23 protein-coding genes and 1 pseudogene are annotated in these 26105 nt (G+C 70.7%); 5 read left to right on the top strand and 19 right to left on the bottom strand.

Annotation, left to right across the window (positions count from 1 at the left end):
* Positions 1–229: 229 nt before the first annotated feature.
* Positions 230–1621 carry a DegT/DnrJ/EryC1/StrS family aminotransferase gene (locus ACIRRU_RS14555; protein ID WP_403679896.1) on the top strand — a complete coding sequence of 464 codons (1392 nt, stop codon included), beginning with the start codon at positions 230–232 and terminating at the stop codon, positions 1619–1621.
* A 107-nt stretch (positions 1622–1728) separates the two neighbouring features.
* Here ACIRRU_RS14555 and ACIRRU_RS14550 read toward each other — a convergent pair whose 3' ends face one another.
* The 9 genes from ACIRRU_RS14550 to ACIRRU_RS14510 all read right to left on the bottom strand — a co-directional run bounded on the left by ACIRRU_RS14550 (position 1729) and on the right by ACIRRU_RS14510 (position 9313).
* Entirely contained in the window at positions 1729–2694 is a 966-nt protein-coding gene (locus tag ACIRRU_RS14550; protein WP_403679894.1) for a transketolase family protein, read from the bottom strand.
* Positions 2682–3509 carry a transketolase gene (locus ACIRRU_RS14545; RefSeq protein WP_363202801.1) on the bottom strand — a complete coding sequence of 276 codons (828 nt, stop codon included), beginning with the start codon at positions 3507–3509 and terminating at the stop codon, positions 2682–2684. Before ACIRRU_RS14545 ends, ACIRRU_RS14550 begins: the two co-directional genes overlap by 13 nt.
* Positions 3506–4570, bottom strand: a complete 1065-nt coding sequence (locus ACIRRU_RS14540; protein ID WP_403679891.1) for a M20/M25/M40 family metallo-hydrolase — start codon at positions 4568–4570, stop codon at positions 3506–3508. Before ACIRRU_RS14540 ends, ACIRRU_RS14545 begins: the two co-directional genes overlap by 4 nt.
* Positions 4567–5388, bottom strand: coding sequence for a [LysW]-aminoadipate kinase (locus ACIRRU_RS14535; RefSeq protein WP_403680232.1), 822 nt, complete (start codon positions 5386–5388; stop codon positions 4567–4569). The genes ACIRRU_RS14540 and ACIRRU_RS14535 overlap by 4 nt, the downstream gene beginning before the upstream one ends.
* 19 nt (positions 5389–5407) lie before the next feature.
* Positions 5408–6439 carry an N-acetyl-gamma-glutamyl-phosphate reductase gene (gene argC / locus ACIRRU_RS14530; RefSeq protein ID WP_403679888.1) on the bottom strand — a complete coding sequence of 344 codons (1032 nt, stop codon included), beginning with the start codon at positions 6437–6439 and terminating at the stop codon, positions 5408–5410.
* Positions 6427–7293, bottom strand: a complete 867-nt coding sequence (locus ACIRRU_RS14525; RefSeq protein WP_403679885.1) for a RimK family alpha-L-glutamate ligase — start codon at positions 7291–7293, stop codon at positions 6427–6429. The genes argC and ACIRRU_RS14525 overlap by 13 nt, the downstream gene beginning before the upstream one ends.
* A complete protein-coding gene (locus ACIRRU_RS14520) occupies positions 7290–7454 on the bottom strand; it encodes a lysine biosynthesis protein LysW (RefSeq protein WP_403679884.1) in 165 nt (54 codons plus the stop codon). The genes ACIRRU_RS14525 and ACIRRU_RS14520 overlap by 4 nt, the downstream gene beginning before the upstream one ends.
* Positions 7455–7527: 73 nt before the next feature.
* On the bottom strand, positions 7528–8985 hold the full coding sequence (locus ACIRRU_RS14515; RefSeq protein WP_403679881.1) for a helix-turn-helix domain-containing protein: 1458 nt from the start codon (positions 8983–8985) through the stop codon (positions 7528–7530).
* Between the two features lie 169 nt (positions 8986–9154).
* Complete coding sequence (locus ACIRRU_RS14510; protein WP_363202808.1) at positions 9155–9313, bottom strand: hypothetical protein; 159 nt, start codon at positions 9311–9313, stop codon at positions 9155–9157.
* A 493-nt stretch (positions 9314–9806) separates the two neighbouring features.
* Between ACIRRU_RS14510 and ACIRRU_RS14505 the strand changes: the two genes are divergently transcribed.
* Positions 9807–10814 (top strand): LuxR C-terminal-related transcriptional regulator, encoded by a 1008-nt coding sequence (locus ACIRRU_RS14505; RefSeq protein ID WP_403679878.1) that lies wholly within the window; start codon positions 9807–9809, stop codon positions 10812–10814.
* A 29-nt stretch (positions 10815–10843) separates the two neighbouring features.
* Here ACIRRU_RS14505 and ACIRRU_RS14500 read toward each other — a convergent pair whose 3' ends face one another.
* Both ACIRRU_RS14500 and ACIRRU_RS14495 read right to left on the bottom strand, forming a co-directional pair.
* Positions 10844–11245, bottom strand: coding sequence for a hypothetical protein (locus tag ACIRRU_RS14500; protein WP_403679876.1), 402 nt, complete (start codon positions 11243–11245; stop codon positions 10844–10846).
* Between the two features lie 293 nt (positions 11246–11538).
* Positions 11539–11982, bottom strand: coding sequence for a response regulator transcription factor (locus tag ACIRRU_RS14495; protein WP_403679873.1), 444 nt, complete (start codon positions 11980–11982; stop codon positions 11539–11541).
* Between the two features lie 684 nt (positions 11983–12666).
* Between ACIRRU_RS14495 and ACIRRU_RS14490 the strand changes: the two genes are divergently transcribed.
* The gene (locus ACIRRU_RS14490) at positions 12667–13167 is read left to right on the top strand and encodes a LysR substrate-binding domain-containing protein (protein WP_403679870.1); all 501 of its coding nucleotides are present in this window, start codon (positions 12667–12669) and stop codon (positions 13165–13167) included.
* A gap of 401 nt (positions 13168–13568) precedes the next feature.
* On the opposite strand, the gene ACIRRU_RS14485 is transcribed toward ACIRRU_RS14490, so the two are convergent.
* The 3 genes and pseudogenes from ACIRRU_RS14485 to ACIRRU_RS14475 all read right to left on the bottom strand — a co-directional run.
* Entirely contained in the window at positions 13569–14798 is a 1230-nt protein-coding gene (locus tag ACIRRU_RS14485; protein ID WP_403679868.1) for a hypothetical protein, read from the bottom strand.
* A gap of 80 nt (positions 14799–14878) precedes the next feature.
* On the bottom strand, positions 14879–15196 hold the full coding sequence (locus ACIRRU_RS14480; protein ID WP_403679865.1) for an ATP-binding protein: 318 nt from the start codon (positions 15194–15196) through the stop codon (positions 14879–14881).
* Between the two features lie 160 nt (positions 15197–15356).
* Positions 15357–15422, bottom strand: a pseudogene (locus ACIRRU_RS14475) (hypothetical protein); the annotation flags it as partial.
* A gap of 504 nt (positions 15423–15926) precedes the next feature.
* Between ACIRRU_RS14475 and ACIRRU_RS14470 the strand changes: the two are divergent.
* Positions 15927–17033 carry a sigma factor-like helix-turn-helix DNA-binding protein gene (locus ACIRRU_RS14470; RefSeq protein ID WP_403679863.1) on the top strand — a complete coding sequence of 369 codons (1107 nt, stop codon included), beginning with the start codon at positions 15927–15929 and terminating at the stop codon, positions 17031–17033.
* Positions 17034–17694: 661 nt separating this feature from the next.
* On the opposite strand, the gene ACIRRU_RS14465 is transcribed toward ACIRRU_RS14470, so the two are convergent.
* The 5 genes from ACIRRU_RS14465 to ACIRRU_RS14445 all read right to left on the bottom strand — a co-directional run bounded on the left by ACIRRU_RS14465 (position 17695) and on the right by ACIRRU_RS14445 (position 24525).
* Positions 17695–18813 carry a hypothetical protein gene (locus ACIRRU_RS14465; protein WP_403679860.1) on the bottom strand — a complete coding sequence of 373 codons (1119 nt, stop codon included), beginning with the start codon at positions 18811–18813 and terminating at the stop codon, positions 17695–17697.
* Positions 18814–19634: 821 nt separating this feature from the next.
* Entirely contained in the window at positions 19635–20888 is a 1254-nt protein-coding gene (locus tag ACIRRU_RS14460; protein WP_403679858.1) for a helix-turn-helix domain-containing protein, read from the bottom strand.
* A 577-nt stretch (positions 20889–21465) separates the two neighbouring features.
* Positions 21466–22773, bottom strand: a complete 1308-nt coding sequence (locus ACIRRU_RS14455) for a hypothetical protein (protein ID WP_403679856.1) — start codon at positions 22771–22773, stop codon at positions 21466–21468.
* Between the two features lie 168 nt (positions 22774–22941).
* Positions 22942–23082 (bottom strand): hypothetical protein, encoded by a 141-nt coding sequence (locus ACIRRU_RS14450; RefSeq protein ID WP_363202186.1) that lies wholly within the window; start codon positions 23080–23082, stop codon positions 22942–22944.
* A 603-nt stretch (positions 23083–23685) separates the two neighbouring features.
* Positions 23686–24525: a GntR family transcriptional regulator gene (locus ACIRRU_RS14445; protein ID WP_403679855.1), complete on the bottom strand. Its 840-nt coding sequence runs from the start codon at positions 24523–24525 to the stop codon at positions 23686–23688.
* 281 nt (positions 24526–24806) lie between these two features.
* Between ACIRRU_RS14445 and ACIRRU_RS14440 the strand changes: the two genes are divergently transcribed.
* Positions 24807–26072 (top strand): extracellular solute-binding protein, encoded by a 1266-nt coding sequence (locus ACIRRU_RS14440; RefSeq protein WP_403679852.1) that lies wholly within the window; start codon positions 24807–24809, stop codon positions 26070–26072.
* The last annotated feature ends 33 nt before the right edge of the window (positions 26073–26105 follow it).

Here is a 26105-nt window from a genome sequence, read left to right as displayed (position 1 = left end):
CATCTTCACGGCTGTTCACGTAATCCCTCATTCCGGTGCCGGTCTGGAATCAGGAACGAAGTTAGCCAGCCGCGCTCGCCGCCTGCGGCAGTCGGAGCGGCAGTTCGCAGGAGAGCCGGGCGGGGGGCACACCGCAATTGCCCATGTGACTGCCGCCGGTCGCGACGCCACACGCGGACGATGACAAGCGCGACGTTCGGACGTGACAACAGGGAGAAGAGGTTCAGCGGTGACGATCCAGCAACCGGTCCGGCCGACGGCCGACCTGGCGATGTTCGGTGGTACCCGGGCCGTTTCCAGGCAACTCGGCATCAAGCCCTGGCCGATGGTGACCGACCAGGACGAACAGGCGGTCCACCGGGTACTGCGCTCGGGCCGGTTCACCTCCGCCTCCTCCGGAGAGCAGGAGATCGCCGGCCTGGAGCGGGAGTGGGCCCGGTTCGTCGGTACGGAGCACTGTGTGGCGGTGAGCAACGGAACCGCGGCGCTGTCGGTCGCGCTGGGGGCCGCGGGCGTGGAGCCCGGTGACGAGGTCATCGTGCCTGCCCTGAGCTTCATCGGCAGCGCGACCGCTCCGCTCCACCTCATGGCCGTACCGGTGTTCGTGGACATCGACCCGGTCACCTTCAACCTGGACCCGGCGGCGCTGGAGGCGGCGATCACCAGCAGGACCAGGGCGATCGTCGTGGTCCACCTGCACGGTCTGCCCGCCGATCTGGACCGGATCACCGAGATCGCGGCCCGACACGGGATCACCGTGGTGGAGGACGCCGCGCAGGCGCACGGCGCCCGGTACCGGGGACGGTCCGTGGGCTCGGTCGGTGCGGTGAACACCTTCAGCCTCAACGTCAGCAAGAATCTCGCCACCTGCGGTGAGGGCGGCCTGATCACCACGGACGACGCCGACGTGGCGACGAGGGCGACCATGCTGCGGCAGTTCGGTGAACTCATCCCGGCCCGCGGGGAGCGCAGCTACGTGGCCCATCTGCTGGGCTGGAACTGCAAGCCGAACGCGATACAGGCGGCCTTCACCCGTAGCCGGCTGACACGGCTCCCCGAGGAGATGGCCGTCCGCGAGGAGAACGTCGGCCGGCTGCTGGGGCGGCTGGCCGCGTATCCGGGCTTCCGGGTGCCCGAGGTCCCCGGGGACCGCACCCACGCCTGGCACATCCTGCGCATCCGGGTGGACCCCGCCGCCTTCGGGCTGGCCGACGCGCTGGCCGGCCCGCTGCGCTCCGTCGTCCAGCGGGCCCTGCGGGCCGAAGGGGTGCCGGCCGTGCCGTACCAGCTCCAGCCACTGCCCGCGCAGCAGGTGTTCACCGGCCGGCGAGGGTTCGGCGCCTATCCGTGGGCGCTGCCCGGCGTCGTGGAGCGTCCCTACCGTCCCGGCGACTTCCCGGCGACCCTGCGGGTCCTCGACGACTCCTTCACGATCCAGAAAGCCCATCTGCATCCGGAGTCGGGACCGCTGCTCGACCGGTACGCCGACGCGTTCGAGAAGGTCTGGCTGAACCGCGAGGCGCTGGCCGCCATCGCCGCGACGACGGACTACACCCCGCACTGGGAACGCGCTTCGCAGATCGCCGCGACCGAGTGGGCGGGAGCGTTCGACGACCGCTGATCTCCGGCCCCGTACGCCACCGAGCCCCGTGACCCTTCCTCAGGGTCACGGGGCTCGGTGGCGTACGGGGGCGTTCGCACCGCCGGGATCGCTCCGGCGCCGGGAGGTCAGGCCAGCAGCCGCCGCACGTGCTCGGTCACCGCCGCGCCGGAGATCCCGTTGCGCTCCAGCAGATGCCGGTGTCCCCCGGTACCGGCGGCGAACCGGTCGGCGACCGCCACCCGCCGGACGGGGCAGGCGACCCCGAGGCCGGCCACCACCTCGGCCACGGCGGACCCGAGGCCCCCGGCGGCCCAGTGCTCCTCGACGGTGACGATCCCGCGCGTGCCGGTGGCGGCCGCGACGATCGCCCCCCGGTCGAGCGGTTTGACGGTGTGCATGTTGAGGACGGCCGCCTCGATCCCGTCGCGGGCCAGTTCCCCGGCGGTCTCGACAGCGGTGAGCACCGGATGCGGTCCGGTGGCGATCAGGGTCACGTCGGATCCCCGGCGCAGCAGCTGCGCGACTCCGATCCGCGGCGGCTCCGCGTCCGGCGCCAGCCGGGGCGTCGCACCGCGTCCGAGACGCAGGTACACCGGTCCCGGCAGCTCGGCGGCGGCTCGGACCAGGCTTTCGGTGGCGGGGCCGTCCGCGGGCACCAGCACGGTCATGTTCGGCAGCATCCGCATGATGCCGAGGTCTTCCAGCGCGTGGTGGGTGGAGCCGAGGTGACCGGCGGAGAGCCCGCCGTGGGTGGCGACGATCCGCACCGGAAGGTCGTTCCAGGCGATGTCCAGCTTCACCGCTTCCAGCGCGCGGGTGGCCGCGAAGGTCGCCATGGTGTTGACGAAGGGGATCCTGCCGGACCTGGCCAGTCCCGCCGCCACGCCCATCATGTTCTGTTCCGCGATACCCAGGTTGAGGTAGCGCCGCGCCCCCTCGCCCCACGACGTGCCGGAGAACAGGCCGGTGTCGCTGTCCAGGCAGACGTAGCGTTCGTCCTCGCCGTGCAACTCGACCAGGACGTCCCGGTACACCTCCCGGGCCGCGCGGGTCTCGTCCACCGCCGTGGGTCCGGCTGTCATGACGGGCATGTCGTCTCCGTTCGTCGGCCGCGCGTCACCGCGGCGCGGGCACGCCGGTACCCGCGCTCGGTGAGCCGGACGTAGTGGCTGCGGGCCTGGCCCTCGATGTAGGGCAGTCCTCTGCCCTTGACCGTGCGGGCCAGCAGCACGGTCGGCTTTCCCGGAGTGCCGGGGATGCCCGACAGGGCCGCCCGCAGCTGGTCCGGCTCGTGCCCGTCGGCCTCCAGGACCGTCCACCCGAAACTGCGCCAGCGGTCCCCGAGCGGCTCCAGCCCCAGGGTCTCCTCGGTGTCTCCGCTGATCTGCAGACCGTTGCGGTCCACGATCGCCACCAGCCGGTCCAGCCCCTGGGCGCCGGCCGCCATCGCGGCCTCCCACACCGAGCCCTCCTGGAGTTCGCCGTCGCCGAGTACGACGAAGCAGCGCCGGTCGCTCCCGTCCAGCCGGGCGGCCAGCGCGAAGCCGACCCCCAGCGGCAGTCCGTGACCGAGAGACCCGGTCGGCATCTCGACGCCGGGGACGGCCGGATTGGGATGCGCGGTGAACATGCTGTCCGCGGTGCCGTAGCTCGCCAGCAGCTCTTCGGGGAAGAAGCCCCGCTCCGCCAGGGCCGCGTACAGTCCGATCGCGCCGTGGCCCTTGCTCAGCAGCAGGATGTCCCGGTCCGGCTCCTGCGGCCGTCGCGGATCGATCCGCAGCACGTGGTGGTAGAGCGTCACCAGGATCTCGACCAGGGACATCGATCCGCCGAGGTGTCCGCCTTCGGGGTTGGCGCACATCCGCACGATGAGTTCCCGTACCGCGGACGCGTGGTCGTCGCTCATCGGTTCCCTCCGGTGAGGTGTTCGTCCAGTCCGGTCAGGGCGCGGGTCAGCACCCCGATGCCGAACAGGTACGCGGACAGGCTGATGTGTTCCCGGTCGGAGTGGTCCAGGCTGCTGTCCCCCGGCCCGTAGGTGGCCATCGGTACGCTCCACCGCTCGGCCAGGGTGTTCATGTCGGAGGTACCGGTCTTCACCTTCGCCCTCGGGTTGCCGCCCTGGGCGCGGATCGCGACCGTCAGCGCCCGCACCACCGGGTCGTTGCGGCCGACCCGGCAGGCGCGCACCGTGTTGACGACGTGCAGCGTGTCCGGGTCCAGCCGCCCGGCCAGCGCGGCCACCAGGCCCTCGGCGTCGAAGCCCGGGGGGATCCGGACGCTGAACTCCGCAGTGGCGGACGTGAGTCCGCCACTGATCGAGGTCAGGGTCGGCCCGGGGCTGTCGAACCGGGCGTGGCTCGCGTCCGGGCCGAGCAGGTCCAGCAGCTCCGCCCAGGCACGGGCCACGCGTTCGGAGGCCTTGGGCACGACATTGCTGGGGTGGGTCGCCTCGCACCGCACCTGGTAGCGGAGGTCGAGCTTTCCCTTGTAGCCGAGGACGACCGTGTCGCAGCCACTGGGCTCGCCGATGATCAAGGCGTCCGGCGGCTCGTGCGTGCGGCGGATCTCCACCGCACCCCGCGACATCGTGGTCTCCTCCTCCACAGCGCCCACGACCACGATCCGACCGCGGAATCCCGAACTGCCCGCGGCGGCGCAGATCATGGCGGCGAGCGGTCCCTTGGCGTCGACCGCGCCCCTGCCGTACAGGCGGTCACCGTCCAGACGCACCGGGATGTCCCCCGGCACGGTGTCCAGGTGGCCGAGGAGCATCACGGTCGGCCCGGGTCCACGCCGGATCTCCCCGACCGCGTTGCCCGCCCCGTCGATCCACGCGGTGAGACCGGCTCCCCGCATGGCGTCCACCACGTGGGCGGCCAGCTCCGCCTCCGCGAAGGACGGCGAGGGGATCTTCAGCATGCCGTGGAGCAGTTCGACCGCGGCGGTGTCCGAGAAGTTCGTCACTCCTCCTCCAGCAGCACTTCGGTGCACGCGCCCGCCAGGGCGTCCCGGACCGGATGGGGCCGGCGGCCGTCCGCGATCAGGACGCGCCGCACGCCGGACAGCAGTGCCTCCCGGGCCGCGACCAGCTTGACGCCCATACCGCCGGTGACCACCGGTGGCGTCCCCCGCCGGGGAACCCGGCAGACGGGGAGCACCGACCCTTCGTCGTGCCGGTCGGCCAGCACCCCGCTCGCCCCGGTGAGCAGCAGCAGCGTGTCGGCCCCGACGGCGCCCGCGAGGGCCGCGGCGACGCGGTCCGCGTCGATGTTGACCACCAGGCCGTCCTCGGTCACGGCGGGTGGCGAGACCACGGGCAGCAGCCCCGATGCGAGCAGCGTGGACAGCAGGCCGTCGTTGACCGCGGTGATCCGTCCGCTGAGGTCGTCCCTGATCACGACGCGGCGTCCGTCGATGACGGCCCGGTGCGCCGGCTTGCGGGCGGCCACGAGGAGTCCGGCGTCCAGCCCGGTCAGCCCGACCGCATCGACCCCGCAGGCGCGCAGGGCGGCCAGCAGACGGGGTTTGACGGCGCCGGCCAGCGCCAGCTGCACCACTTCCAGCGTCGGCTTGTCGGTGTACCGGGCCGAGACCCCGTCCGGGGCGACGAGCCGACGGGTGGGGACTCCGAGGCGCTCGGCGAGCCCGTCGATGTCGGCCGAACCGCCGTGGGCGAAGATCACCGGCCTGCCGCCGCGGTGGGCGGCGGCGACGTCCGCGCAGATCGCCTGCGACCGCACGGCTGCGTTCCCTCCGGCTTTGACAACAAGTATGTCCCGCATTCGCTTCATCAGCCTCACGTCAGTTCGGATGCAGCCCGAAGAATTCCAGTCCGGTCCGCTCGGGCCAGCCGAAGCGGACGTTCATGCATTGCACGGCGCCGCCCGCGCCGCCCTTGACCAGGTTGTCCAGGGCGCCGATCAGGACCGCGGTGCCGTCGGCCGCGGACACCGCGAATCCGACGTCGCAGTAGTTCGACCCGGTCAGGATCTTCGGTTCCGGGAGCCGGTACAGACCCTGCCGCTGGGCGATGACGCGGACGAACGGCTCGTTCCCGTACGCCGCGCGGTAGGCCGACCGGACGTCTCTCTCCGCGACTCCGGACGCCAGCGTCACGTGGCACAGCACCTGCACCCCGCGGACCGCCTCGACGCCGGTGGCGGTCATCCGCACCGGCCGGGCCGTGGCCTGCGCGATCTCGGCCTCGTGCCGGTGCCCGGAGGGAGCGAACACCCGCAGGGCGCCACTGCGTTCGGCATGGGCGCCGGCGGGTCCGCCGGAGACACCCGACCCGCTGGACCCCGTTCGGGCGTCCACCGCGACCGGGCCCGTGATCAGGCCCGCGAGGGCCAGCGGCTTGACCGCGAGAATGCCCGCGGTGGCCATGCACCCGGGAACCGCGATGCGGTCACTGGTGGCCAGCGGGGCGCGATGCCATTCGGGCAGACCGGTGGTGAATCCGGATATCAGCTGCGGGGCGGCATGGGCGACTCCGTAGTAGGACGCGTAGACCTCGGGATCGCTCAGCCGGAAATCGCCGGACAGGTCGATCACGGTCCTGGCCAGTTGGAGGAACTGGGCCATCCTTCCCATGGTCTCGCGGTGCGGAGCGGCCAGGAAGAGCACGTCCGCATCGGTCTTCTCCAGGGAGTCGTGGCCGACGAAGCACAGGTCCGTGTGGCCGCGGAGGTTGGGATGGGGGCCGTCCACCCGGCGTCCGGCGAGGCGGTCGGAGGTCGCGGCCACGACCGTGACCCGTGGATGGCCGTGCAGGAGCCGGAGCAGTTCGCCGCCGATGTAGCCGGACGCCCCGACGATGGCTACGCGGAGCATGAGCGTGACTTCTCCAGGAGGTGGTCGACGATACGGTCGGCGACGGAGACCCCGTCGCCTAGGGCCTGTTGGAGGCCGGAGAACTCGACGCCGTGGTTGACCTCCAGGACCAGCAGCTCTCCCGTCCCGTCCTCGATCAGGTCGACGCCGGCGATCTCGGCCTCCACGGCTTGCGCGGCCATGACGGCGAGCTTCTCGATGTGCGGAGTCATGGGGCACAGCTCGCTCACCGCCCCCCGCGCCACATTGGTACGCCAGTGCTCGCTGCGCCGGTAGGTCGCGGCCAGCGCCTCGCCGCCCACCACGATCACCCGGATGTCGCGGCCCGGTTTGGCTATCCATTCCTGCAGGTAGACGATCCGGGCCTGCGGTGAGGGCAGCGCGGCGACGTACTCCAGGACGGTCTCGGCGGTCCGCCGGTCCGGCAGGGCGGACACCAGGCGGCCCCATGAACCCTGCAGGGGCTTCACCACGGCCGGATAGCCGATGCTCTCCAGAGCCGTCAGCGCCGCTTCCGGGGTCAGCCCGAGGGCCGTCCGCGGAGTCGGCAGATCCGCTTCGACGAGCGCCACGGACGTGCGCCACTTGTCCCCGCACAGGGCGGTCGCGCGCGCGGAGTTCACCACGATCGCACCCGCCGCCTCGAACGCTTCGGCGGCGTACGTCGCCCTGGCGAGCCCGATCTCCCGGTTCAGCACGATCGGGTGTCCGTCGTGGCCACCGAGGGGGTGCCACCACGTACGGCTGTCGATGTGCCGGTGGGCGATCCCTCTGCGCGAGAGGGCTTCGAAAATCCGCTTCTCGCTGGCCCGAACGCGGGACGCGAGAATCACGAACGGCTCGGCGCGGCTCACTCGCCCCAGTCCTCTTCGATCTCCGGAGCGATCGCCGCCCGTATCGGGTCGAGCGTCAGGATTTCCAGTTCACTGGCGCACTCACCGCATTCCACTATCTCGCCGATCACCGGTGTTCCGGCGGGAACCACCGAGCTCTCACATTCAGGACAGGTCACCATGGTCAGGCCCTTTCTTCGGCCGTTACGAGACACGGGTAAACGTATGGGCCGCTGTCGGTACCGGTAGGCAGATTCAGCGGCAGTCTGGGGCGACCTGGCCCACGCCCGCCGGATTCCTGTCCCGTGCGTGCAGGATCCGGACCAGATGCAGCGCGGTGAACCGCTCCGGCAGGTGGGCGCCCGCCGGCCGGACCAGGCCGTGGACCAGCAGGGTGTGCAGGGCCGCGGCCGGATCCGGTACGAGGCGATCGAGGTCGCCGACCGTCCAGTGCGGACGGTCGGCGACCTCGGCGAGCACCAGGCGGCAGCTCTCGGCCACGATGTCGACGCTGCGCGCCACGGAGGGCAGCAGGTCCAGGCAGCCGCAGCCCGCCGGGGAGGAGAGGAGGGAGAAGTCGCGGCCGGCGCGGGCCAGCAGGAGCTCGGGGGGATACACCAGGCCCCAGCCTGCCGCGTGTTCGAGGGCCCTGGGCACGCCGTCGAGCCATCGGCACAGCCGCACCACCGCGCGCGCGTTGTCCTCCCGGAGCCGGAACCCCGGCTGTGAGCGGCGCATGTGGGACAAGAACAACGCCACGGACTCGACCTCGCCCAGCCGGACGTGGTCGTAGTCCGCCGCCTCCTCCGGCACGGCCATGGCGGTGAGCGGCAGGACGCGCTCACCCGGCAGGTCCCGCGGCGTCAGGCCGGTCACCACGACGTGCAGCCGCGGACAACACCGGAGCAGCTCACCCACGTCCACTCCACCGGGACGCGCGGCATCGACCCCGTCGATGATCAGCAGGTCATGCCGGTCGCCGGTCGCGGCGACGAGGGCGGCGGTCGCGTCGGCGGTGCCCGGCGAGGGTCCACCGGGGTCGGGGACGGCCGCGGGGAACACCCCGCAGCACGGGGTTCCTCCGGCCGACGTGTGCCACCCGACCCGCCATCCCCTGGCCCGCAGCACCCGGGCCGCCTCCAGCACCAGATGCGTCTTGCCGATGCCGCTGATGCCGACGACGCTGACCAGACGGTGTCCGTAGACGGTCACCTGATCGAGCAACACCTGGAGCTCCGCTTCCCGGCCCACCAGCGTGCCGGGCGGAGCGGGTGGTTCGGGCAGCGCGGGCGGAGCGGAGGCGGGCTTTGCGAGCAGCGCGTCCCGCAGGTGTGACGGGCTGCCCCCGGCGGCGTGCAGTTGCTGCCGCTCGGGATCGCTCAGCCGCAACGCGTCGGCCAGCAGCCCCACACTCTCCCGCCGCGGCCGCCGGACCCGCCCGCTCTCCAGGTCGCGGATGGCGCGGACGCTCAACGTGGCGAAATCCGCCAGCTGTTGCTGGGTCAGCCCGTAGCGGCTCCGGTGGTTCTTCAGCAGCTCGGCGAAGGAGGCCGTGTCACGGGGCCCCTCCGACGGAGTCGGCAGCGGGCGGCGGTGCGGGCCGCCCCTGGCCCGTTCGCCCAGGAGAAGTCCGGTCGCCGTGTTCTTTCCGGCGGAATGCGAACTGACGGTCGCGCGCCGGTCGATCTCGCCCCGGACATCCCCGGGGGCCATGCGTCCGCGCGCTTCTCTTTTCCGGTCACCGATGCTCCGGACATTTTCCCGTAGCCTGTTGCTCACCGAATCGGGTGCCCTTCTCTGTCTGATTCCCGCCTTCCGACATCTGCTGGACCACAGCCTGCGGAACCGGCCACGGGACGGCCTCCCGGTGGCCCTCCGCAGGTCATCCGGGCAAACGGCCCCAACCGCTGTCGTCGCCGGGCCCGGTGGGCGAGGCCGCGAGGACGTCGGCGCTGCCGCTCTCGGCAGCGGCGGCGGTGCCGGCGGCACCGATCATCAGCGCGCAGAGAACGGCGGCCAGGAACACACGGAAAGACTTCATGATTTCTCCCAGGAATCAGCGTGCGGAATACGTGAAAGGCCTCGGCCGACGTCTTGTCGCCGTTTCCTTTCCGCTGTTCCAGACTGGCGGGCACCCGGCCCGGAAGCCACAGAGGGAGCCGTTCACCAAGTTCTCCGGCACCAAGGCGGGGGGTGGATGAAAAGCCCAAAGATCCGCAAGGCGCACCAATACGGACGCGGTTCGGCCCTCCGGACGGACGGCACCCGCCCCGCCCGGCCGGCGCCGCTCCCCGCCCCGCGAGTTCTGGTCGACCTGGCGTCTTCCAGCCACTAGATTTCGAGCGATGAACCCGCCCCCGCGGTTACCCGTCCTCACCCATGCGATCCGGAGCGCACGTGGGCCGGCCGGTACGCGAACCGTCCACGGAAGCCGGGGGATCTCCGAGTCCGATGAGGGTGGGGCGCGGGCCCGTACGGGTGTCAAGAGCAAAGGACTGATGGTGGAACAGCAGACCGATGACAACGTTTTCACCGTGGGAGACACACTCCGCGCCGAGGAAGTGGCCGTCTACCGCTGGCTCGCTCTCCACGGCCGGTTAGACCCGGTCGCGATAGCCGAGGAGACGGGGGTCGGGGCGACGGAGGTGAGCGGCGCGGTGGACCGGCTCGTACGCATCGGTCTGGTGCACAGGGGCGAGAGGGGCGACGACCGCATCTGGGCCGTCGACCCCCACCTCGTCGCAGCCGTCGCCACCGCACCGGTGGAGCGGGCCATCGCGGAGCAGCAGACGCGACTACGCCGATTCCAGGACCAGTTCGCCGGACTGGCCGTCGATTACAACGAGGGAAGACACGGCGCTTCGACGGACCTGGAGATCATTCCGGGGCTCGTCCATGTGCGGGCCGCGCTGGACCGGGCGGCCGAGCAGTGCCGCGAGGACATGGTCACCGTCCAGCCCGGCGGCACCCGCCCGCCCGAGGTGCTCGAGGACGCCCTGCTCCGGGACAGCCAGATGCTCGCCCGAGGCGTACGGATGCGGACGGTCTACCACCACACCGCCCGGTTCAACAGCCCCAGCCAGGCCTACGTCGCCACGGCGAGTGCGCTGGGCGGCGAGTACCGGACGGCCCATCAGCTCGTCGGCCGGATGATCATCTTCGACCGGGAGCTCGCGTTCATGACCAGACGCGACGACCGGCTGGGCGCGGTGGTGGTCCGGGAGCCATCGGTCGTGCATTTTCTGTACGAGCTGTTCGAGCAACTGTGGTCGCAGGCCCAGCCGTTCTCCGACGCGGCCACCGACGGCCTGGAGGCGGTCGCCAAGGATCTCGACCGCACCATTCTGCGACTGCTGGCATCGGGACTGAAGGACGAGACGATCGCCCGGCGGATGGGGATGTCCTTGCGCACCACCCGCAAACACATCGCCGACATGATGCAGACCCTTGGCGCCGAGAGCCGTTTCCAGGCCGGCGTCGCGGTGTCCGCGATGGGACTGCTGCACGACGGCGGGGAGTCGGTCGTGCCTCCCCTGGCGTGATCCGGCGTACGCCCCGGGCGCGTGCTTCGTCAGCCCGGAGCCTCCAGGTCGAGTCTGAGCAGGGTGGTCGGGACGTGGATCTCCGACAGCCGGTAGGTGTGCAGCCGGGGGACGAAGAGTGTGCCGCCGGACCGCAGTCGCATACCGAGAGGGTGCGAGGGGCCCGGCGCCGGGTCCTCCTCGGCCCGTGACAGGACGCAGCGGCAGGCTCCTTCCAGCACGGTGAGCGTGGTCTCGGCGGCGTTCGGCGCGCTCTCCACGACGGGGGATTCCGGCGACAAGAGGCAGAAAGAGGTGCGCACCTTCAGATGCAGCCTGCGGCCCAGTTCGGCCGCCAGTTCCTCGGTGCCCGGTCCGCCCGGCACGGTCGCCCCGGCGTCCGGCGCCGCGCGGACCGGGCGGAAGAGCCCCTGCAGAGCAGGCAGAGTCATCGGATCCTCGGGCCAGAGCAAGGCGGGCCCCCGGTCTCCGTTGGCCGCCACACACAGGGCCAGCTCCTCGACGAAGGATCGGAGCGGCTCGCTCAGAGCTCGCCGTCCAGGCACGGTTCTCCGATCTCGCCGCACGTCCCGGCGATGCCATAAGGAATAACGAGGTGCGTCAGGGCGCCACGTTGCCCGGACCCACTGCGGAAAAGGGAGAGGAGACACCCGAGTGGCAACGCCGAGGCCGTCCTGAAATACTGGCGGACGGCAATCGGTCCCGCCAGTCACGGATTCCCGTGTCATGCGACCGGACGGCCACGATCGAATCGCCGATCCCGGTCCCGGTCCCGGTCAGGCACGGTTCCGGCCGGGACCTTCGGCGAGGACGGCCCTCCGAGGCCCTCGACGGCGCTCACGAGAGAGCCCTCGACCGACAGAGCCAGCAGCAACAGATGCATGCGGTTCCGGGCTCCGGTCTTCGCGCGTATGCGTCGTATATACGTGTCGACGGTATGCAGACTGAGATCCATACGCCGCGCGACCTCCCGGTAGGTGGCTCCGCGCGCGACGTGTCCGAGCACTTCCCTTTCCCGGACACTGACCCCGCGGACGACGTCCGGCAGCCTGCCGATCAAGCAGTCAGGGATTCCCTGTCCACACGATTCCCGCAGACCCGAACCGGCCGGACCGCTCTCTCCGTGACTCCCCGGGAACCGGCTCGTGCCGTCGGACGCGCAGCTCATCGCGGAATGCCACCCCAACCGCTGTCGTCACTGGGCACGATGGAGGAAGACGCCGGAGTGCCGACGTCAGCAGCTTCGGCGGCAGCGGTACCGGCGACGGTGCCGGTCATCAGCGCGCAGAGAACTGCGACCAGTAACACCCGGATAGATTTCACGGTTTCCCCCAAGAATCAGAGCGAAGAAAGCTCGGAGGGCCGCAGCCGAACCCTTTCGGCCACCCCTCTTGCCCAGCTCCACAATGGCGGGCATCCGCGCCGTGATCCACAGGTGGAACCATTCACCAAGTTCCCCGGCATCAAAGCGGGGGGTGAACGAATCACCCATGTGATGCGAAATTCATCCAGACCCGATGCCGGAGGTAGAACTCCTGGCGGGACGTCGGCGGCGGACGGACGTCTCCAGCCGGACAGCGAACCGAGCGGACCGCCCGGCCGCCGCACGAGCCGGACCACCACCGCGAGCCGTCACCGCCCGCCGACGAGCACTCCGCTGCCCCGACCGGTCGCCGCTCGAAAGAACTCCGGTACCACCTCCTCAGCCGTCGGGACCGCCGCACCACCCTGCCCCGAGCCGCCGGGATGCCGCTCGGCCGACGACACACCGGCTTGACCACGGCCGAGCGCCCCGCGGGCCGAGGCAACCGCCCACGGCCCACACGGCCGCCACCTCGCGGTCTCGCTGCTGGTGCGCACCTCCCGAGGCTCCCGGCTGAGCCTGGACGAGGAGGTCTTCCTGCCGCACGCCAAGAGGGTCTTGGAGGCCATGGCGCACGCTGAGCAGGCCGTGCGCCTCGGAAGCCGTCCCTTGCGCGTCGATGTCCTCAACCGGCGCATCTCCCCGGCCCAGGCCGTATATCGGTTCTACCGCTCCCACCCCGAGGTGGATCTCGACGCGGTCACACTGAACACGGAGAACGCAGCCCAGGCCGCCCAGGTCGTGCTCGAAGGGACCGTCGACGCGTCCTTTCGCGCCCTGCCGGCAGATCAGGTCCCGGCCGGGATCAGCACCGAACGACTCCTGGACGCACCCCTGGAGCTCCTTGTCGGACCCGGCCACCCGCTGGCTGACGCGTCCCGGGTCAGCCCTGCGGACCTGGCCGGCCACCGCATCTGGATCCCCCGGGATCGGATCGGGCACGGAGTGGGCCGTGTTCCATCAAGCGATGTCCGAGCCTGGTGGGGGTGATGACGCGCGGCAGCACCGGCCTGCGGTGCGGATCGGGCTCTTCGCGCAGGGCGGGCAGCAGGCCTGCGCGCGAGAGGGAGGACTTGCCGCTGCCTCAGGGGCGACACCTGGGAGGGCCCCGATCCGCTCTCCCGGCAGATCCTGCCCATGGGGCTTGGAAAGCAACGCAGTTCACGACCCACGTCCACACTCTCCCGATTCCCCGTACCGAACGCGACAGTCCGCTTGGCCCGTGGGTACACCTCCCAAGCGCCCACGTCCCCGACGGTGCTACGGCAGCAGCAGCGTCAAGGATGTCGGCCCCCGCCGATGCACAGCCGGTCGGCGGGGGCGAGGGCCTCGGCCTGGCCCTGAGGCCGTCTGCGGGAAGGACCGACCCGGGCGGGGAGTTGTGCGGTCGGTCAGCCGATGTCCTTCAGGAGGGCGTTGAGTTCCTCCTCCTGCTGGGCGGGCGGCATCGGCGGGTTCGAGTGGTCGATACCGAAGGTCCCCAGCACCTTGTCCATCTGCGCGTCGATGGAGGTCCAGCCGGTCTGGTCCAGCGGTTGCAAGGACGCCTGGTCGGCGTCCCACAGGTCGCGCAGCGATTGGGCGGCCGCGTGCGCGCCCTTCGCGTTCCCCGAGCGCACGTCCTTGAGCGAGGCCGAGGCGAGGGTCCGCAACGCGGAGACCTTGGCAGGTGGGAACTTCTTCACCGCTTCGCCCGGGGCCATCTGGACGGCAGAGGTGTTGTCCTCCTCCGGAGCCGGGCCGGTGTGCGGCTGACCGTGGGCCCAGACCAGCAGGCACGTGGTCGCGACGGCGAGCAGTCCGAGGCCGGCCAGCGCGACACGCTCCTTGCGCGGGTCACCGGCGGCGTGCTCGGTGTGACCCGGCTCGTAGGTCTCGGTCACGTCCGAGCGCGTCACCGTCAGGTAGACCACCGTCGCCAGGATGAGACCGAGGAAGATCAGGCTCGTGGTGAACGTACCCAGCGCGAGACCCGTCGGCTCGCCCGGCTGAGCGACCTTCGGGGACGCCAGCCAGTCGCCGATATTGGCGCCCAGCGGACGGGTCAGGATGTAGGCGAGCCAGAAGGACAGCACCGGGTTGGCGGCGAACTTCCACAGCAGCGTGATCGCCGCGATGAGGCCGAGGGGCAGCAGTACCGAGGCGCCTGGGCTCCAGCCGGTCAGCTCAAGGGTCCAGTCGCCGGTCGCGGTGCCGAGTGCGAAGGTGACGAGCACGGCGAGCCAGTAGAACGACTCCCTCGGAAGCGTCGTGACCGAGTGGATCGACAGGGTGCGCTCGCGCAGCCACCACACGCCGAAGACCACGGCGAGCAGGGCCGAGAACGCGGCGGAGCTGATCCACAGCGGCACGTTGAGCTGGTCGGTGAGGATGTCGGTATACAGAGTGCCCGTGATGCTGACAACAACTACGGTCAGCCAGTACGGGAAGGGGACGTACCGCTTCAGCCGCAGCTGGACGGCCAGGGCCACCACGAACACCGCGGTGAAGATCCAGGCTGTGTTCACCAGGCCGACGCCCAGCTTCATGTTGATCCAGTCGGCGAAACTCTCCCCGACGGTTGTACAAAGGATCTTGATCACCCAGAACCAGATGGTGACCTCGGGAACCTTGTTGAGCATGAGATGTCTGCTGCGCGGGCGTACTTCGGTTGTCGTTGTCATGGCAGGAGGTCGACCCAGGGAACCTGCAAGCCACCTGACTACGTGGCCGTACGCGCGATCGGCAGTGTCACCTCAACGTGACCGCGGCCGTCCGCGATCGCACGGATCTCCGCACCGGACGAAGCGGCGATCCGTCTCACCACAGGCAGTCCGAGGCCGTACCCACCGCTGCCGGTCACGCCCGCCTCGAAGACCTGGTCGACCTCGGCGGGATCGAACCCGGGGCCGTCGTCGAGGACATCGACCACGATGGCGTCGCCCTGGTGGCGCGCGGTGATCCACACCCGGGACTTCGCATGCCGCAGGCCGTTCTCCAGCAGCGGTGACAGCAGTGAAACGACGGTGTCGGGCGCCATGGCCACCTCGGTCTTGGCGGGAAGGGCGATCTCGACCGGGCGGCTGCCGAACGCCCGCCTCGCAGCGGAGTGCGGATCGCACCGGGTCCCGTCCGTCCGTCCGTGCGCGCGCGGCGCGCAGAATCGTCGTGATTGCCGCATCGAGGCGGTCGACCTCGCTCATCACCACCTGCGGCCCCACTGGCTCGCCGGACAGCTGCGCCAACTGCGCCTCGGCCCGCAGCACCGTGAGGGGCGTACGCAGTTCGTGGGCGATCTCGTCGATGCCCCTGCCGTCTTTGGTCAGTCTTTCCGCGATCTTTCATGACTGCCTTTCATGTCTGATCACGGCGAACTGCCCCACGGGGCCAGGCCCTCAGAAAAACCTCCCGAGAAAGTTCGGCCCGGATGTCATCAGAACGGGCGGCTCGCGGCTCTACATAGTGATCGGCCGTCGCACGCACAGGGCGTTCAACGGCCGGATGAGGATCAGGAGGTCAGACCGTGGAGACTTTCGGAGTGGTGGCATTGTTGGTTCTCCTGCTCGTCCCGAGCCTGCAGAAGCTGTTGGACAGCGTCGCGTACCGGAATCGGGCGCGCGGGCGAGCTGCGATCATCCGCGCTCGGCACTCCGCGCGACTCCAACCACCCCCCGGCGAGCCGAAGAAGGGAAAGGCGAAGTCACGTGTCTGATCACGGGGAAGTGAGCGCCTCTACGCTGGCCACGGTATTCGAGCAACACCGTACGGCGATGACGCGGACAGCCCGCCGGCGGCTCCGGGCTGCCAACGTTCCGACGTCGGTGGTGGAAGCTGATGACATCGTCAGCAGCGCTTTCGCCAAAGCCCTGCAGAACCCCGGCGAAGTGCGTCGGCCAGTCCCCTACGTGTATGCGTTGATTCGGACCGAGGTACAGCATCTTGCTACGCGCCGGAATGAGCACATCTGCCTGGATCGGAAACGGGCAGCCGATCCAGTCGACTCCCCGGCGCCCTACGTCGCCGACTTCAGCACGTTGGTGGACAACCGAGATGCGGTTCACCGGGCCGTCAGCGTGCTTCCGGCGCCCCAGCAGACCGCAGTATGGGCGACGCACGCACTTGGATACACCAGGGAAGAGACGGCGGTGCTGATGGGAAGGCACCCCGGCACCGTCGCTCGGCACACGACGCGCGGTATGGCCGCGCTGCGCGCCTGTTTCGCTGCCGTGTTCGCCGCGATGGTGTCGACCGTCGGCCTTGTCGTCGGTGGCCGGCTCCAGGACGCGGGCCCCGTCGGCCATCCCCGGACCGACCCTGCGCCGCCGTCGGACCTGTGGTGGGCGCTTCCCCTGATCATCGCCCTCGGTGCCGTGAGCATCGCGGTCTGCGCTTCCATCGTCTTCCGGGTCCTGGCTCGGCGATTGAAGGCACCATCGCCGCACGTCGAAGAGCCGCCACCCAACGTGGTGATGCTGTGCGCGAACTGCCACCAGCTCTTGGACACTCATGGCGCAGACTTGGAGCAACACAGGGCGATCCTCAGCCGGGCGCACCACACGACCGAGGAAGCCCGCGAAGCTGCGGGCTCAGCCTGTCAGCTCTGCGGGCACGAGCCGATCCCGGACCTTCTCCTTGAGGCTGCGCACATCATTCCGATCCAGCGTGGCGGCAGCGCGCCGTCCAACCTCTTTCCCGTCCACGGTGGCCACTTCGTTCGACGGACGATACGCGACAGTCGTTGGAACGATGGTTCAGTCGGTTCGACCGGCCGGAAGCGGCGAGTAATTGAACGGCACGGCGGATCTACAGCGGCCGAGCAGTCGACGGAGCCGACTGCGGGTGCCGCCCTCGCAGCGGACGAGGCTGTCCGTTCGTAGGGCCCGGATCCACAGCGCGGCACCGATCACGATGCGGCGCACGTCGTTCGAACCCAGCTCCGCCGTCAGGTCGCTGGCCCAGCGGCTGTCGTTGGGGCGATGTCGGCGTAGACCCCGGCGCACCCTTGGGACTGGCGGTCGTGGCCGAGGGTGTAGCCGCGGGTCCGAGACGTCCTCCGGCCGAACCCTGCGTGGCCCGCTCTCTTACGGCCGTGGTCGCGGACACCACTCCGACGGGCTGGGCCACCGCGGTGGACGACGAGCGCCCTGTAGTCCCGGGCCACTCCCCGAACTATCGGCGCCGCACACCGCATCGACCGTGACGAACTCGCCCCCGACCATCAGCACCGCGCAGTTCTCGGCCTGGTCCAGGATCTCGGTTGCCGGTTGCGTACGAGCGGCGAGATCGCCCCGGCGCTCACGCTCACTGTGACCTACGCCGACCGCGCCCAGGAGGATCAGGCGAGCGGCGCGGTGCCGCTGCCTGGCATACGGCTCCAGCAGTTGGGCGGCACGAGGCCCTGCCGCCAAGCGGGGTGACGTCCATGGCGCCGCTGGAACAGGCCACGGAGACCCTTTTCCTGCTCCAGGTGGACTTCCTCAAGCGATCGCCGGCGCTGACCGGGTCTGAGCCGCCCGGCCCCTCCTCGCCCGCCTCGTGTCACCAGCGGGGCGGCGGGGACGCGGGTGGTGGCCCGAAGCCGGGAGCCGGAGGCCCGGAGTCGCCGCCCGGTGGTGGCCCGGAGTAGCCGCCCGCCGGTGGCCCGAAGCCGGGAGCCGGGGCGGGTAGCGGACTGGGACCCGGGGGACCCCAGGGCTGCGGTACGCCCCCGGGGCCGGTGCCATCCCACGGGCCGATGCCACCCCACGGGCCCGGGAGGCCGCCGGGGGTCCGGTCGACGCCCTTACGGGCGAGCAGGACGATCACGACGGGCCCGACGAGGAGCGAGCTGACGAAGCTCAGGATGTTCAGCTGCGTCTCGGTGTCCAGGTCCGGGAACCGTTCGTACATCTCGAAGTGGATGACGCGCGCCACGCCCAGCACCCCGGAGCAGAGTGCGAACCCGCCCGCCACCAGGCCGAGCGGCCGGGCGAAGGCCGCCCCGGCGACCGCGCCCACGGCCGCCACCAGGAAGACCATGATGGTCGTCCCGGTCACCCACCCGGGAGGCCCCTCGGTCAGCGGGATGTTGATGGGCTCGCCGCCGACGAACCACGCGGGATACAGCTCGGACGGGTAGACGAACGTCTGTCGGATCTCCCAGGCCGTGAACAGCGCCCCCTGGAATCCAAGGAGCAGGAGGACGGCCACTCCCGCGCCGCGCCCCGGGCCCCTGGGACGCTCCGCCCCCTCCGGCGCCCCGCGTCGGCCCACCGCCCCGAGGACGATCAGGGCAAGTCCGGTCACCAGCACGGCGTACGTGGTCATCAGCGCCCGGTCGCGCAGCTGCTCGGGGTCCGGGGCCTCGGCGATGGTCCAAACGCCGGGCAGCCGCAAGACCACAGTGACGGCTCCCGTCACGATCAGGACCGACGAAGCGGCGGCGGAACGCAGTGCGGCCACCGCGGCAGCGGCGTAGGCGACGAACAGGACGGCGCTGGTGCCCGAGGTGGTCAGCGGCACCACGTCGCCAGGCCTCCCAGTGCCCGCCCAGAAGTTCCAGACCAGCTCCGGCCCACCGGCCGCCCGGATGTCGCGGACGATCCAGGCGATGATGAGCAGGGCCGGAATCGCGCACAGAACAGCGCCGGTGATGCGTGCTCCCCGTGTCAGTGTCACTCGGTGATATTCCCCGCACCCGAACGGCTGAACAAGGCGTGACATGTGTGACGTGGACCGCTTCGACGGGCGACCGGCCGGAGGTCGGTCTCAGGCAGACACACAGCGCGGCTCGTGCGCTGGCCCAAGCCGAACAAGCAGCTCACGAACCGGTATTCATGGAGGCGTAAACCTGATGGCAACACCGCCTCTCGGCCTGGGCATCGGCCCACGCCTCCTGGGACCTGTGCGGTCGGCGGCGCCGAACTGTTCCTTTCAGACAGCGATGGTGACCGTGCCATCCTTCCCGGCGCCGGGAAGGATGGCGACCGAGCAGGTCGCTGCGACGCGCTTGACCAGTGCCCATCCTCGCCCGCCCGGGATGGAAGGGGCACGGGCGGGGAGGCGCTTCGCCGGACGCAGGAGGGCGGTGATCACCGCGCGGGCACCGGCGCATGTAGTCAGCTCCCCTGGCGATCCGCCCTCGCTGTTGCGATCGGGTGCGTTGGAAGTGGCGGGCAGCAGGAAACGCAGGGAAGACGCGAACACGCTGAGCCTGATCTACACCGGCAGAGCCCTCTAGGGAGAGAGGACCGCGGTGTTCGGGTACAACAGCGTTTCCTCTCAAGCGAGCGCTTAGGCCGCGAAATGCCGCGTGCGCTCAATTGGTGATGGCGGCCACCACCCCCACTCCTGAGCCCAGGCGGCGGTGAGCGGGAGGCGATGGCGATGGTGTGCGTTCGGTCTGGGCCGTTCCCCGGCGGCCGCGGCACAGGCCACCGTCGTCGGCGGCGGACACAGCCAGGCAGGAGAGGGTGACCCGCCGCCCTCCGGAGAATCGTCTACCGCTGCGGACAAGAATGCATACGCCGTCGGTACTCGCTGGGGGGCTCGCCGAACGTCGTACGGAATGCCCGGCTGAACGCCGGTGCCTCCGGATAGCCCCACCGCGCGGCGATGGCGTGCACGGTCAGGTAGTGCAAGTGGGGAGTTGCCAGATCGGTTCGGATACGTTCCAGACGCTGCTCGCGGATAAAGGTGGCTACGGCCGTGTCGTGTTTCGCGAAGATCCGGTTCAGGGTCCGTACCGATACCTGAACGGCGGCAGCCACCAGAGCAGGGTCCAGCTCCGCGCGCCCCAGGTGGTCCCGGATGAAGGCCGTGGCCCGGAGGAACAGGACACGCCAGTGCGTACTGTGCGGCACATCCTCGTCCCGGTCGAGCCGACCGGCCAGAGCCGTACTCAGCAGATCAGTAACCGTGGACTGCAGCCGGACCCGATCGTGCGGCGTGCAATGCCCACCCTCCAGACCCAGGTCGACGAGGAACCGGTACAGCAGGCGCTCCACCGCGCTGTGCTTTCCGAGCACCTCACCCACAACCTGACTCAGATGACGCTCTCTGAATGGAAGCATTTTCTTGGGGAACTGCGCCACCACCGCACAGGCTTCGGAACGCCCTCCGTCTATTTCGGCGTCGAACGGAAGAGCACTGTCGTACAACAGCATTTGCCCAGCGGATAGTTGTTCGTTCCGATGCGCGTGCTCGAATACCGCTTTTGCTCTTACCGCCACGCACAGGCCATACATGTCGGGGTCCGACTGCCGCACCAGCGCGGGTGTACGCCGCGCGAGCATGGAGGAGAACCGGAGCGCGGACAACGGCACTTCACCCAACGGGAACGCACGATACTGTGCCACCGATCGATCACCCGTAAAACGCACCTGGCTCGTCACTTCGGACAGGACAGGGGTCTCCTCCCAGCCACCAGCCCGCTCGATCAACGGAAAATCCTGCTCACCGAACATCCGCCGCCCCCTTTCGCGCCACCACCCTGCCGTTCGGCGCAAAATTCCAGAATCCAGCATCGGCACGGAAACGGACAGCAGATTTCCGGCCTGTGCGTTCCAAGCCGAGCAGGAGCGAAGTAGCTGAGCCGTACGACGCCGACGGCCGGGAGATCGTCCGCGTTCGGGGATGGCTGATTCGCAGAAGTCCGGCACGCCGCCTGCTTCGCTCGACATGAACGGCTGCGCGGGGCGCGAGCGCGCCTGGAAGGTGTCCGCACCGACCTGGCCGCCGCCCTCCTGCGTCACCCCCTGGTCCATGCCAGCGCTACGCAGTGGGGCCCGCAGGCCGAGGTCTTCAGCAGAGCGTTCCGCGCGGCCTACGGCGAACCTCCCCCAAGGCACGGGCTGCGGTCTCGGGCGGACCGCAGGCCGTGGCGCGGAAAGGTAAGGGGTTGGCGCTGAGTGGCAACGCCGGATGCCGCAGTGCTGGCTAGCTTGGCTTGCTGTCTGGCGAGGTCCGGGCCGCTACCAGTGCGCCTCGTTCCTGCGCCTGCTCCGGGAGCAGGGAGCTCTCCGGGCACCACTACCCATGGGGGATCACATGGTTTCGTGTGCTTCGGGCGTGCCGTCTCGGCGTGCCCGTATCCATCGCAGAAGCGTCGCCCCCATGCCTCCTGCGCTTCCCTCTGCTGGTGGAGCGGGGGATGACCGCGTCCGGATCGGCGCGGCGTCGGGCCTCGGCTAGGGCGAGACCGGGGTGGATGGGGCCGCCGGGCCCGCCCCGCACGAGCCGCCGCGCGGGGAGGCCCGCGCCGGGCGGACAGGGCGCACCGGGGCACCGCTGCGGCTGAGCGGTGCCCCGGTGCCGGTTGGGGATGAGGCGTCACACCCTGTCGCGCTGAGCTGTGCGTGTCGAGGGGGCGGCCTCGGGGTCCGGGGCCCGGTCGCGGGCGGACGCGAGGGCGATGGTCAGGACCAGCAGACAGACCAGACCGGCCAGGGCGGCGGAGAGGGTGGCGAAGATCCCTCCGGCGTGGAGTGCGGTGGCCAGCGTGGTGGAGGAGGTCTTGGGGATGATCACGTGGGCCGCCGCCAGCAGACCGCCGAAGAGAACGCCCCCGGCCAGGGCGGGCACGGCGTTGCGGACCATCATGCCCAGTGCCAGCAGCAGGCCGAGGCCCGCCGCGCCCGCGGCCAGAGCGAGGCCCGTGGTCGAGAGGTCACCGGGGTGGAGCGGGAAGTGCGCGACGCCGCAGAGCACCAGCACGGCGGCGCTCACCAGGCGGAGCCAGGGCGAGTTCGGCACGCTCCGTCGCCGCTCCGGGGTCTCGCGATCCGAGGGAGGCCTGCGGGTACCGGCCGCGCGGGGCGGGCGTACGGGATCGGAACCGAGGGCGGACGCCGGGCGGTTGGCGGCGCCGCGGCCCGCCTCTGTCCGAGGGGCGGTGGGCTCTTGAGCAGGACCCTCGTGCTCGGAACGGGCGGTCTCCGCGTCGGCCGGACCGGTCCGGCTCTCCGGCTCCGGCGGAGCGGTCGCGGCCCGGTCGGCCCGCAGCCGGGCGATGAGTTCCACTAGTTCCTCGACCGTGAGTCCGGTGGCGGCGGCGTGGACCGCCTCCTCTCCGGCGTGCTGGTCGTGCGGAGGGCGGTGCAGCAACGACATGAGTTCGCTGATGTCGCTGATCGGCCGGCTCGCGGCCGCGGCGTGGATGGCCTGGTCGGCGCGGTCGGCGGGCTGCGGAGGTTCGGAGAGGCGGGCCACCAGTTCGGCGACGTCGTCCACAGGGCGCTCGACGGCGGCGGTGCGCACGGTCTCGCCCGCCGCCTCGTCACCTTCGGGCGTCTGCTCCAGCAGCCTGATCAGCGCGAGGACTTCGTCGAGGGACCTGGTGGTGGCGGCGGTGTGCACGAGCCCGTCGACGGGGTCGGCGCAGATGGTGCAGTCCGGCCTGTCGCACGGATCGTGCTCGGAGGCGTCGTCCGCGCCGTCAGCGGGTCGCGCCGCGTCCACGGCCGCATCCTGGCCGGCCGTCCCGGCCCGAGCCTGGGCCACCGCTGCTGCCTGGGCCTCGACGCGGGCGTCGAGAGTCTCGACGGGTCCGGCTGCCGGGCTGTTCGGCGGTATCACCGTGGGGTCGTCCTCATCTCCGAGCGAGGGCGTCGAGGCGGGCGTGGCTTCCTGAGGCGTCATGACGGCCTTCCGGATCGTTTCTGCCTCCCACGGGTGTGCGAGGCGGGCATATGCACCCGGAACCTTCCTATAAGGGCAGGCCGGAGGCGGCCATCGGGCGACGGCCAACCGAGTGGCGCGCCCCGGCCGGGGCCGCCGCCCCGAGGAGACGCGGCAGGCCGCCGGTCGTCACACCGACAGGTTGTCCCCGGATCCGGCCTGCGCTTCCGCAGGGGTATTGAGAAGTGCCTCGATGCAGGCGGCGCTGCCGACGAGCAGCGCCAGCAGCATCGTCAGTCCCCCGAGCACGAACTCCATGCTGAATGTCATGAACGACTCCTTCGGAGGCGGTGGGTGCGGCGTGGTCCGGATCCGGCGTGTTGGTACCGGTGAGGACGGCGGGTCGCTGGTGGGGGGAGGCGGAGTCCTGGGCCGTACTCCGGACGAGACCGGAGTACGGGCGAGGCCGGGAGTACGAACGAGCCCGGGAGTACGGACGAGGAGACGAAGAAGCGAGCGGGACGACCGGTCGGGTGGCGGCGACCCCGGTGAGGCAACGGGGTCGGCCGGACCAGGGCAGAGGACTCCGGACAGCTCTTTTGTCGCATTTTCTGACGTAGGTCCAGAGAGCCAGGCATATGCGCGGAGCGCGTGCCGCCAGGCCGTGTCTCCGTCGGTATGTACCCGGATGGACCACGAGGTCGGGCCGGGCCCCCACGTCTCCGGCGTGGCAACGCTTCGGTGTGGGCTCGCGCCTCCCCGGCGCGGCTGCGGCGCACCTCCGGACCGGCCGGAGGCGCGGGACGACCGAGGGCGCGTGCCAGGCCGGGCTCCTCGGTCTCGACGCGGCTGACCGCCGGCTTGCCAGCCGGCCGTCAGCCACCGCCCCCGCCCCCGCCCCCGCCCCCGCCCCCGGCCGGGCATCCCATGGGCTCAGCCGCCCGCCTGGACGTCCCCCCGGGTGGAGGAGGCGAAGGCGTCGCCGTGCGCGAAGTCGCCGGGCGGGATGCCGGGGTGGTGGCCCTCCCGGGCCGGGGCCACCGAGGCCGCCGGACCGAGCGCGAGGCGGGAGACGATGCGGTAGCGGTCGCCCCGGTAGAGGGAGTGGACGTACTCCACCGGGCGGCCCGTGGTGTCCGAGGTCAGCCGCTCGAAGAGGAGCGCCGGGGACAGTTCGGGCACGTCGAGAAGGGCTGCCTCGGCGCGGGTGACGACGGTGGGCTCGATCGCCTGGACCGCCTCCTGGACGTGTACGCCGTGGGTGTCGCGCAGATGCTCGTACAGATCGCCGCTCTCCAGCTCCCGCGCGCTGAGACCGGGGACCAGCTCCGCCCGGATGTGCAGGTGCTCGATCGCCATCGGGACCCCGTCGACCAGCCGCAGCCGCGCCACGTAGACGATCTCCGCGGCGGGTGACATCCGCAGCTTGCGGCCGACCCGGGCCCCGGCCTGGAGGGTGGCGAACTCCAGCAGCCGGCTGGACCAGGCTCCGGCCGCGCGCGGCACGGTCAGCGAGCGGTCCGCGGCGATCAGCTCCTGGGTGATCTTGGCGGGCGCGACGAACATGCCCCGGCCGTGCTCGCGCACCAGCAGCCCGGCGGCGACCAGTTCGTCGACCGCCGCGCGCACGGTGGGCCGTGAGACGCCGAGCAGGGAGCACAGGGCGCGCTCCGAGGGGATGGCGTCGCCGGGGCTGCGCGACTCGATCAGCTCCAGCACCGCCTCCCGGGTCCGCTCCCGTTTGAGCACCGTCCCCGGCCCGTCCGCTCCCATGATCTTTCCTCCCGACGACCGACCGCTTCTTACCAGTTGATGAGGCTGCCGCGACAACTGGCTTGCTGGTCAGGTGAAGTGTAGCGCCCACCCCTACCGGAGCGAATGGCCCGCTTCACGGCTTGACCGTCAACTTTGCGTATAGCAGCGGGGGTTGACGACCCCTTGGGTCCGTGCCACCTTCATCCACCATCGACGGACGAGCTGTCCAGTGCGCCCAACTGGTCAGGTGGCCGGGTCCCGTCAGGTACGTCCGATCCCTATCGCTCGTGAGGTGAACCGTGAAGTACCGCCTGCTCGCCGGTGGGTCCGTGTTCCTCCTGACCGCCGCGCTCAGCTCCTGCGCCGGATCCTCGTCCGACTCCGCGAACGGGGACGGGCGCACGACCGTGGACGTCTGGCTGATGCGTGACAGCGTCTCCGCGGCCTTCCAGAAGGAGTTCACCGCGGACTTCGAGAAACGCCACCCGACGATCGACGTGAAGATCCAGATCCAGGAGTGGGACGGCATCGGCCAGAAGATCACCGCCGCCCTCGCCAGCAACGACGCCCCGGACGTGATCGAGGCGGGCAACACCCAGGTGGCGCAGTTCGCGGAGAGCGGCGGGTTGCTCGACCTCAGCGACCGCAAGGACGAGCTGAACGGCGAGGACTGGCTGAACGGCCTCGCGGAGCCCGGCTCGTACGCGGGCAAGCAGTACGGCATCCCGTACTACGCGGCGAACCGGGTGGTGATCCACCGCACCGACCTCTTCGAGGAGGCGGGCGTCGACCCGAAGGCGATCAGGACGCGCGCACAGTGGATCGACGCCACGAAGAAGCTCAACCGGGGCGGCACGCAGGGGATCTACCTTCCCGGACAGATGTGGTACGCGCTCGCCGGGTTCGTCTGGGACGAGGGCGGCGATCTCGCCGAGGAGTCCGGCGGGCGGTGGTCCGGCGCGCTGGACACGCCCGAGGCGACGCGCGGGATGGCGTTCTACCAGGAGCTCCAGGCGCTCGGCAAAGGCCCCAAGGACTCCGACGAGGACGACCCGCCGCAGGCCGAGGTGATGGCGCAGGGTCAGGTGGCGCAGATGATCTCGACCCCGGGCGGGGCCAAGGTGGTCGTCGAGAAGAATCCGGATCTCCGGGACAAGCTCGGCTTCTTCCCGATCCCGGGCAAGACCGCCGACACCCCGGGGGCGGTGTTCACCGGCGGCTCCGACCTCGTCGTTCCGGCCGCGGCGGCCCGCCCCGAGGAGGCGGTCACCTTCATCAAGGAGCTGACCGGCGACACCTGGCAGAGGAAGCTGGCCGTCGCCATGAGCTACGTACCCAACCGCACCTCACTGGCCTCCGCCGTGGCCGGGGACCCGGGGGCGGCGGCGATGGCGGTGGGCGCGGCGAACGGACACGCCACGCCCAACACGCCCGGCTGGGCGGCGGTCGAGGCGGAGAACCCGGTCAAGGACTACATGACGGCCGTGCTGACCGGGAGCGATCCGGCGCAGGAGGCGGCGAAGGCCTCACGCGACATCACCCGGGCGATGAACGCCGGTTCCTGACCCCGTCCGTCGGTCCCCTGGCAAGGAAGGAGG

Source organism: Streptomyces sp. NPDC101181, from assembly GCF_044767975.1.
Lineage (GTDB): Bacteria > Actinomycetota > Actinomycetes > Streptomycetales > Streptomycetaceae > Streptomyces.
Note: the sequence above shows the minus strand (reverse complement) of the source record. Positions and strands in the feature narration are given on the sequence as shown.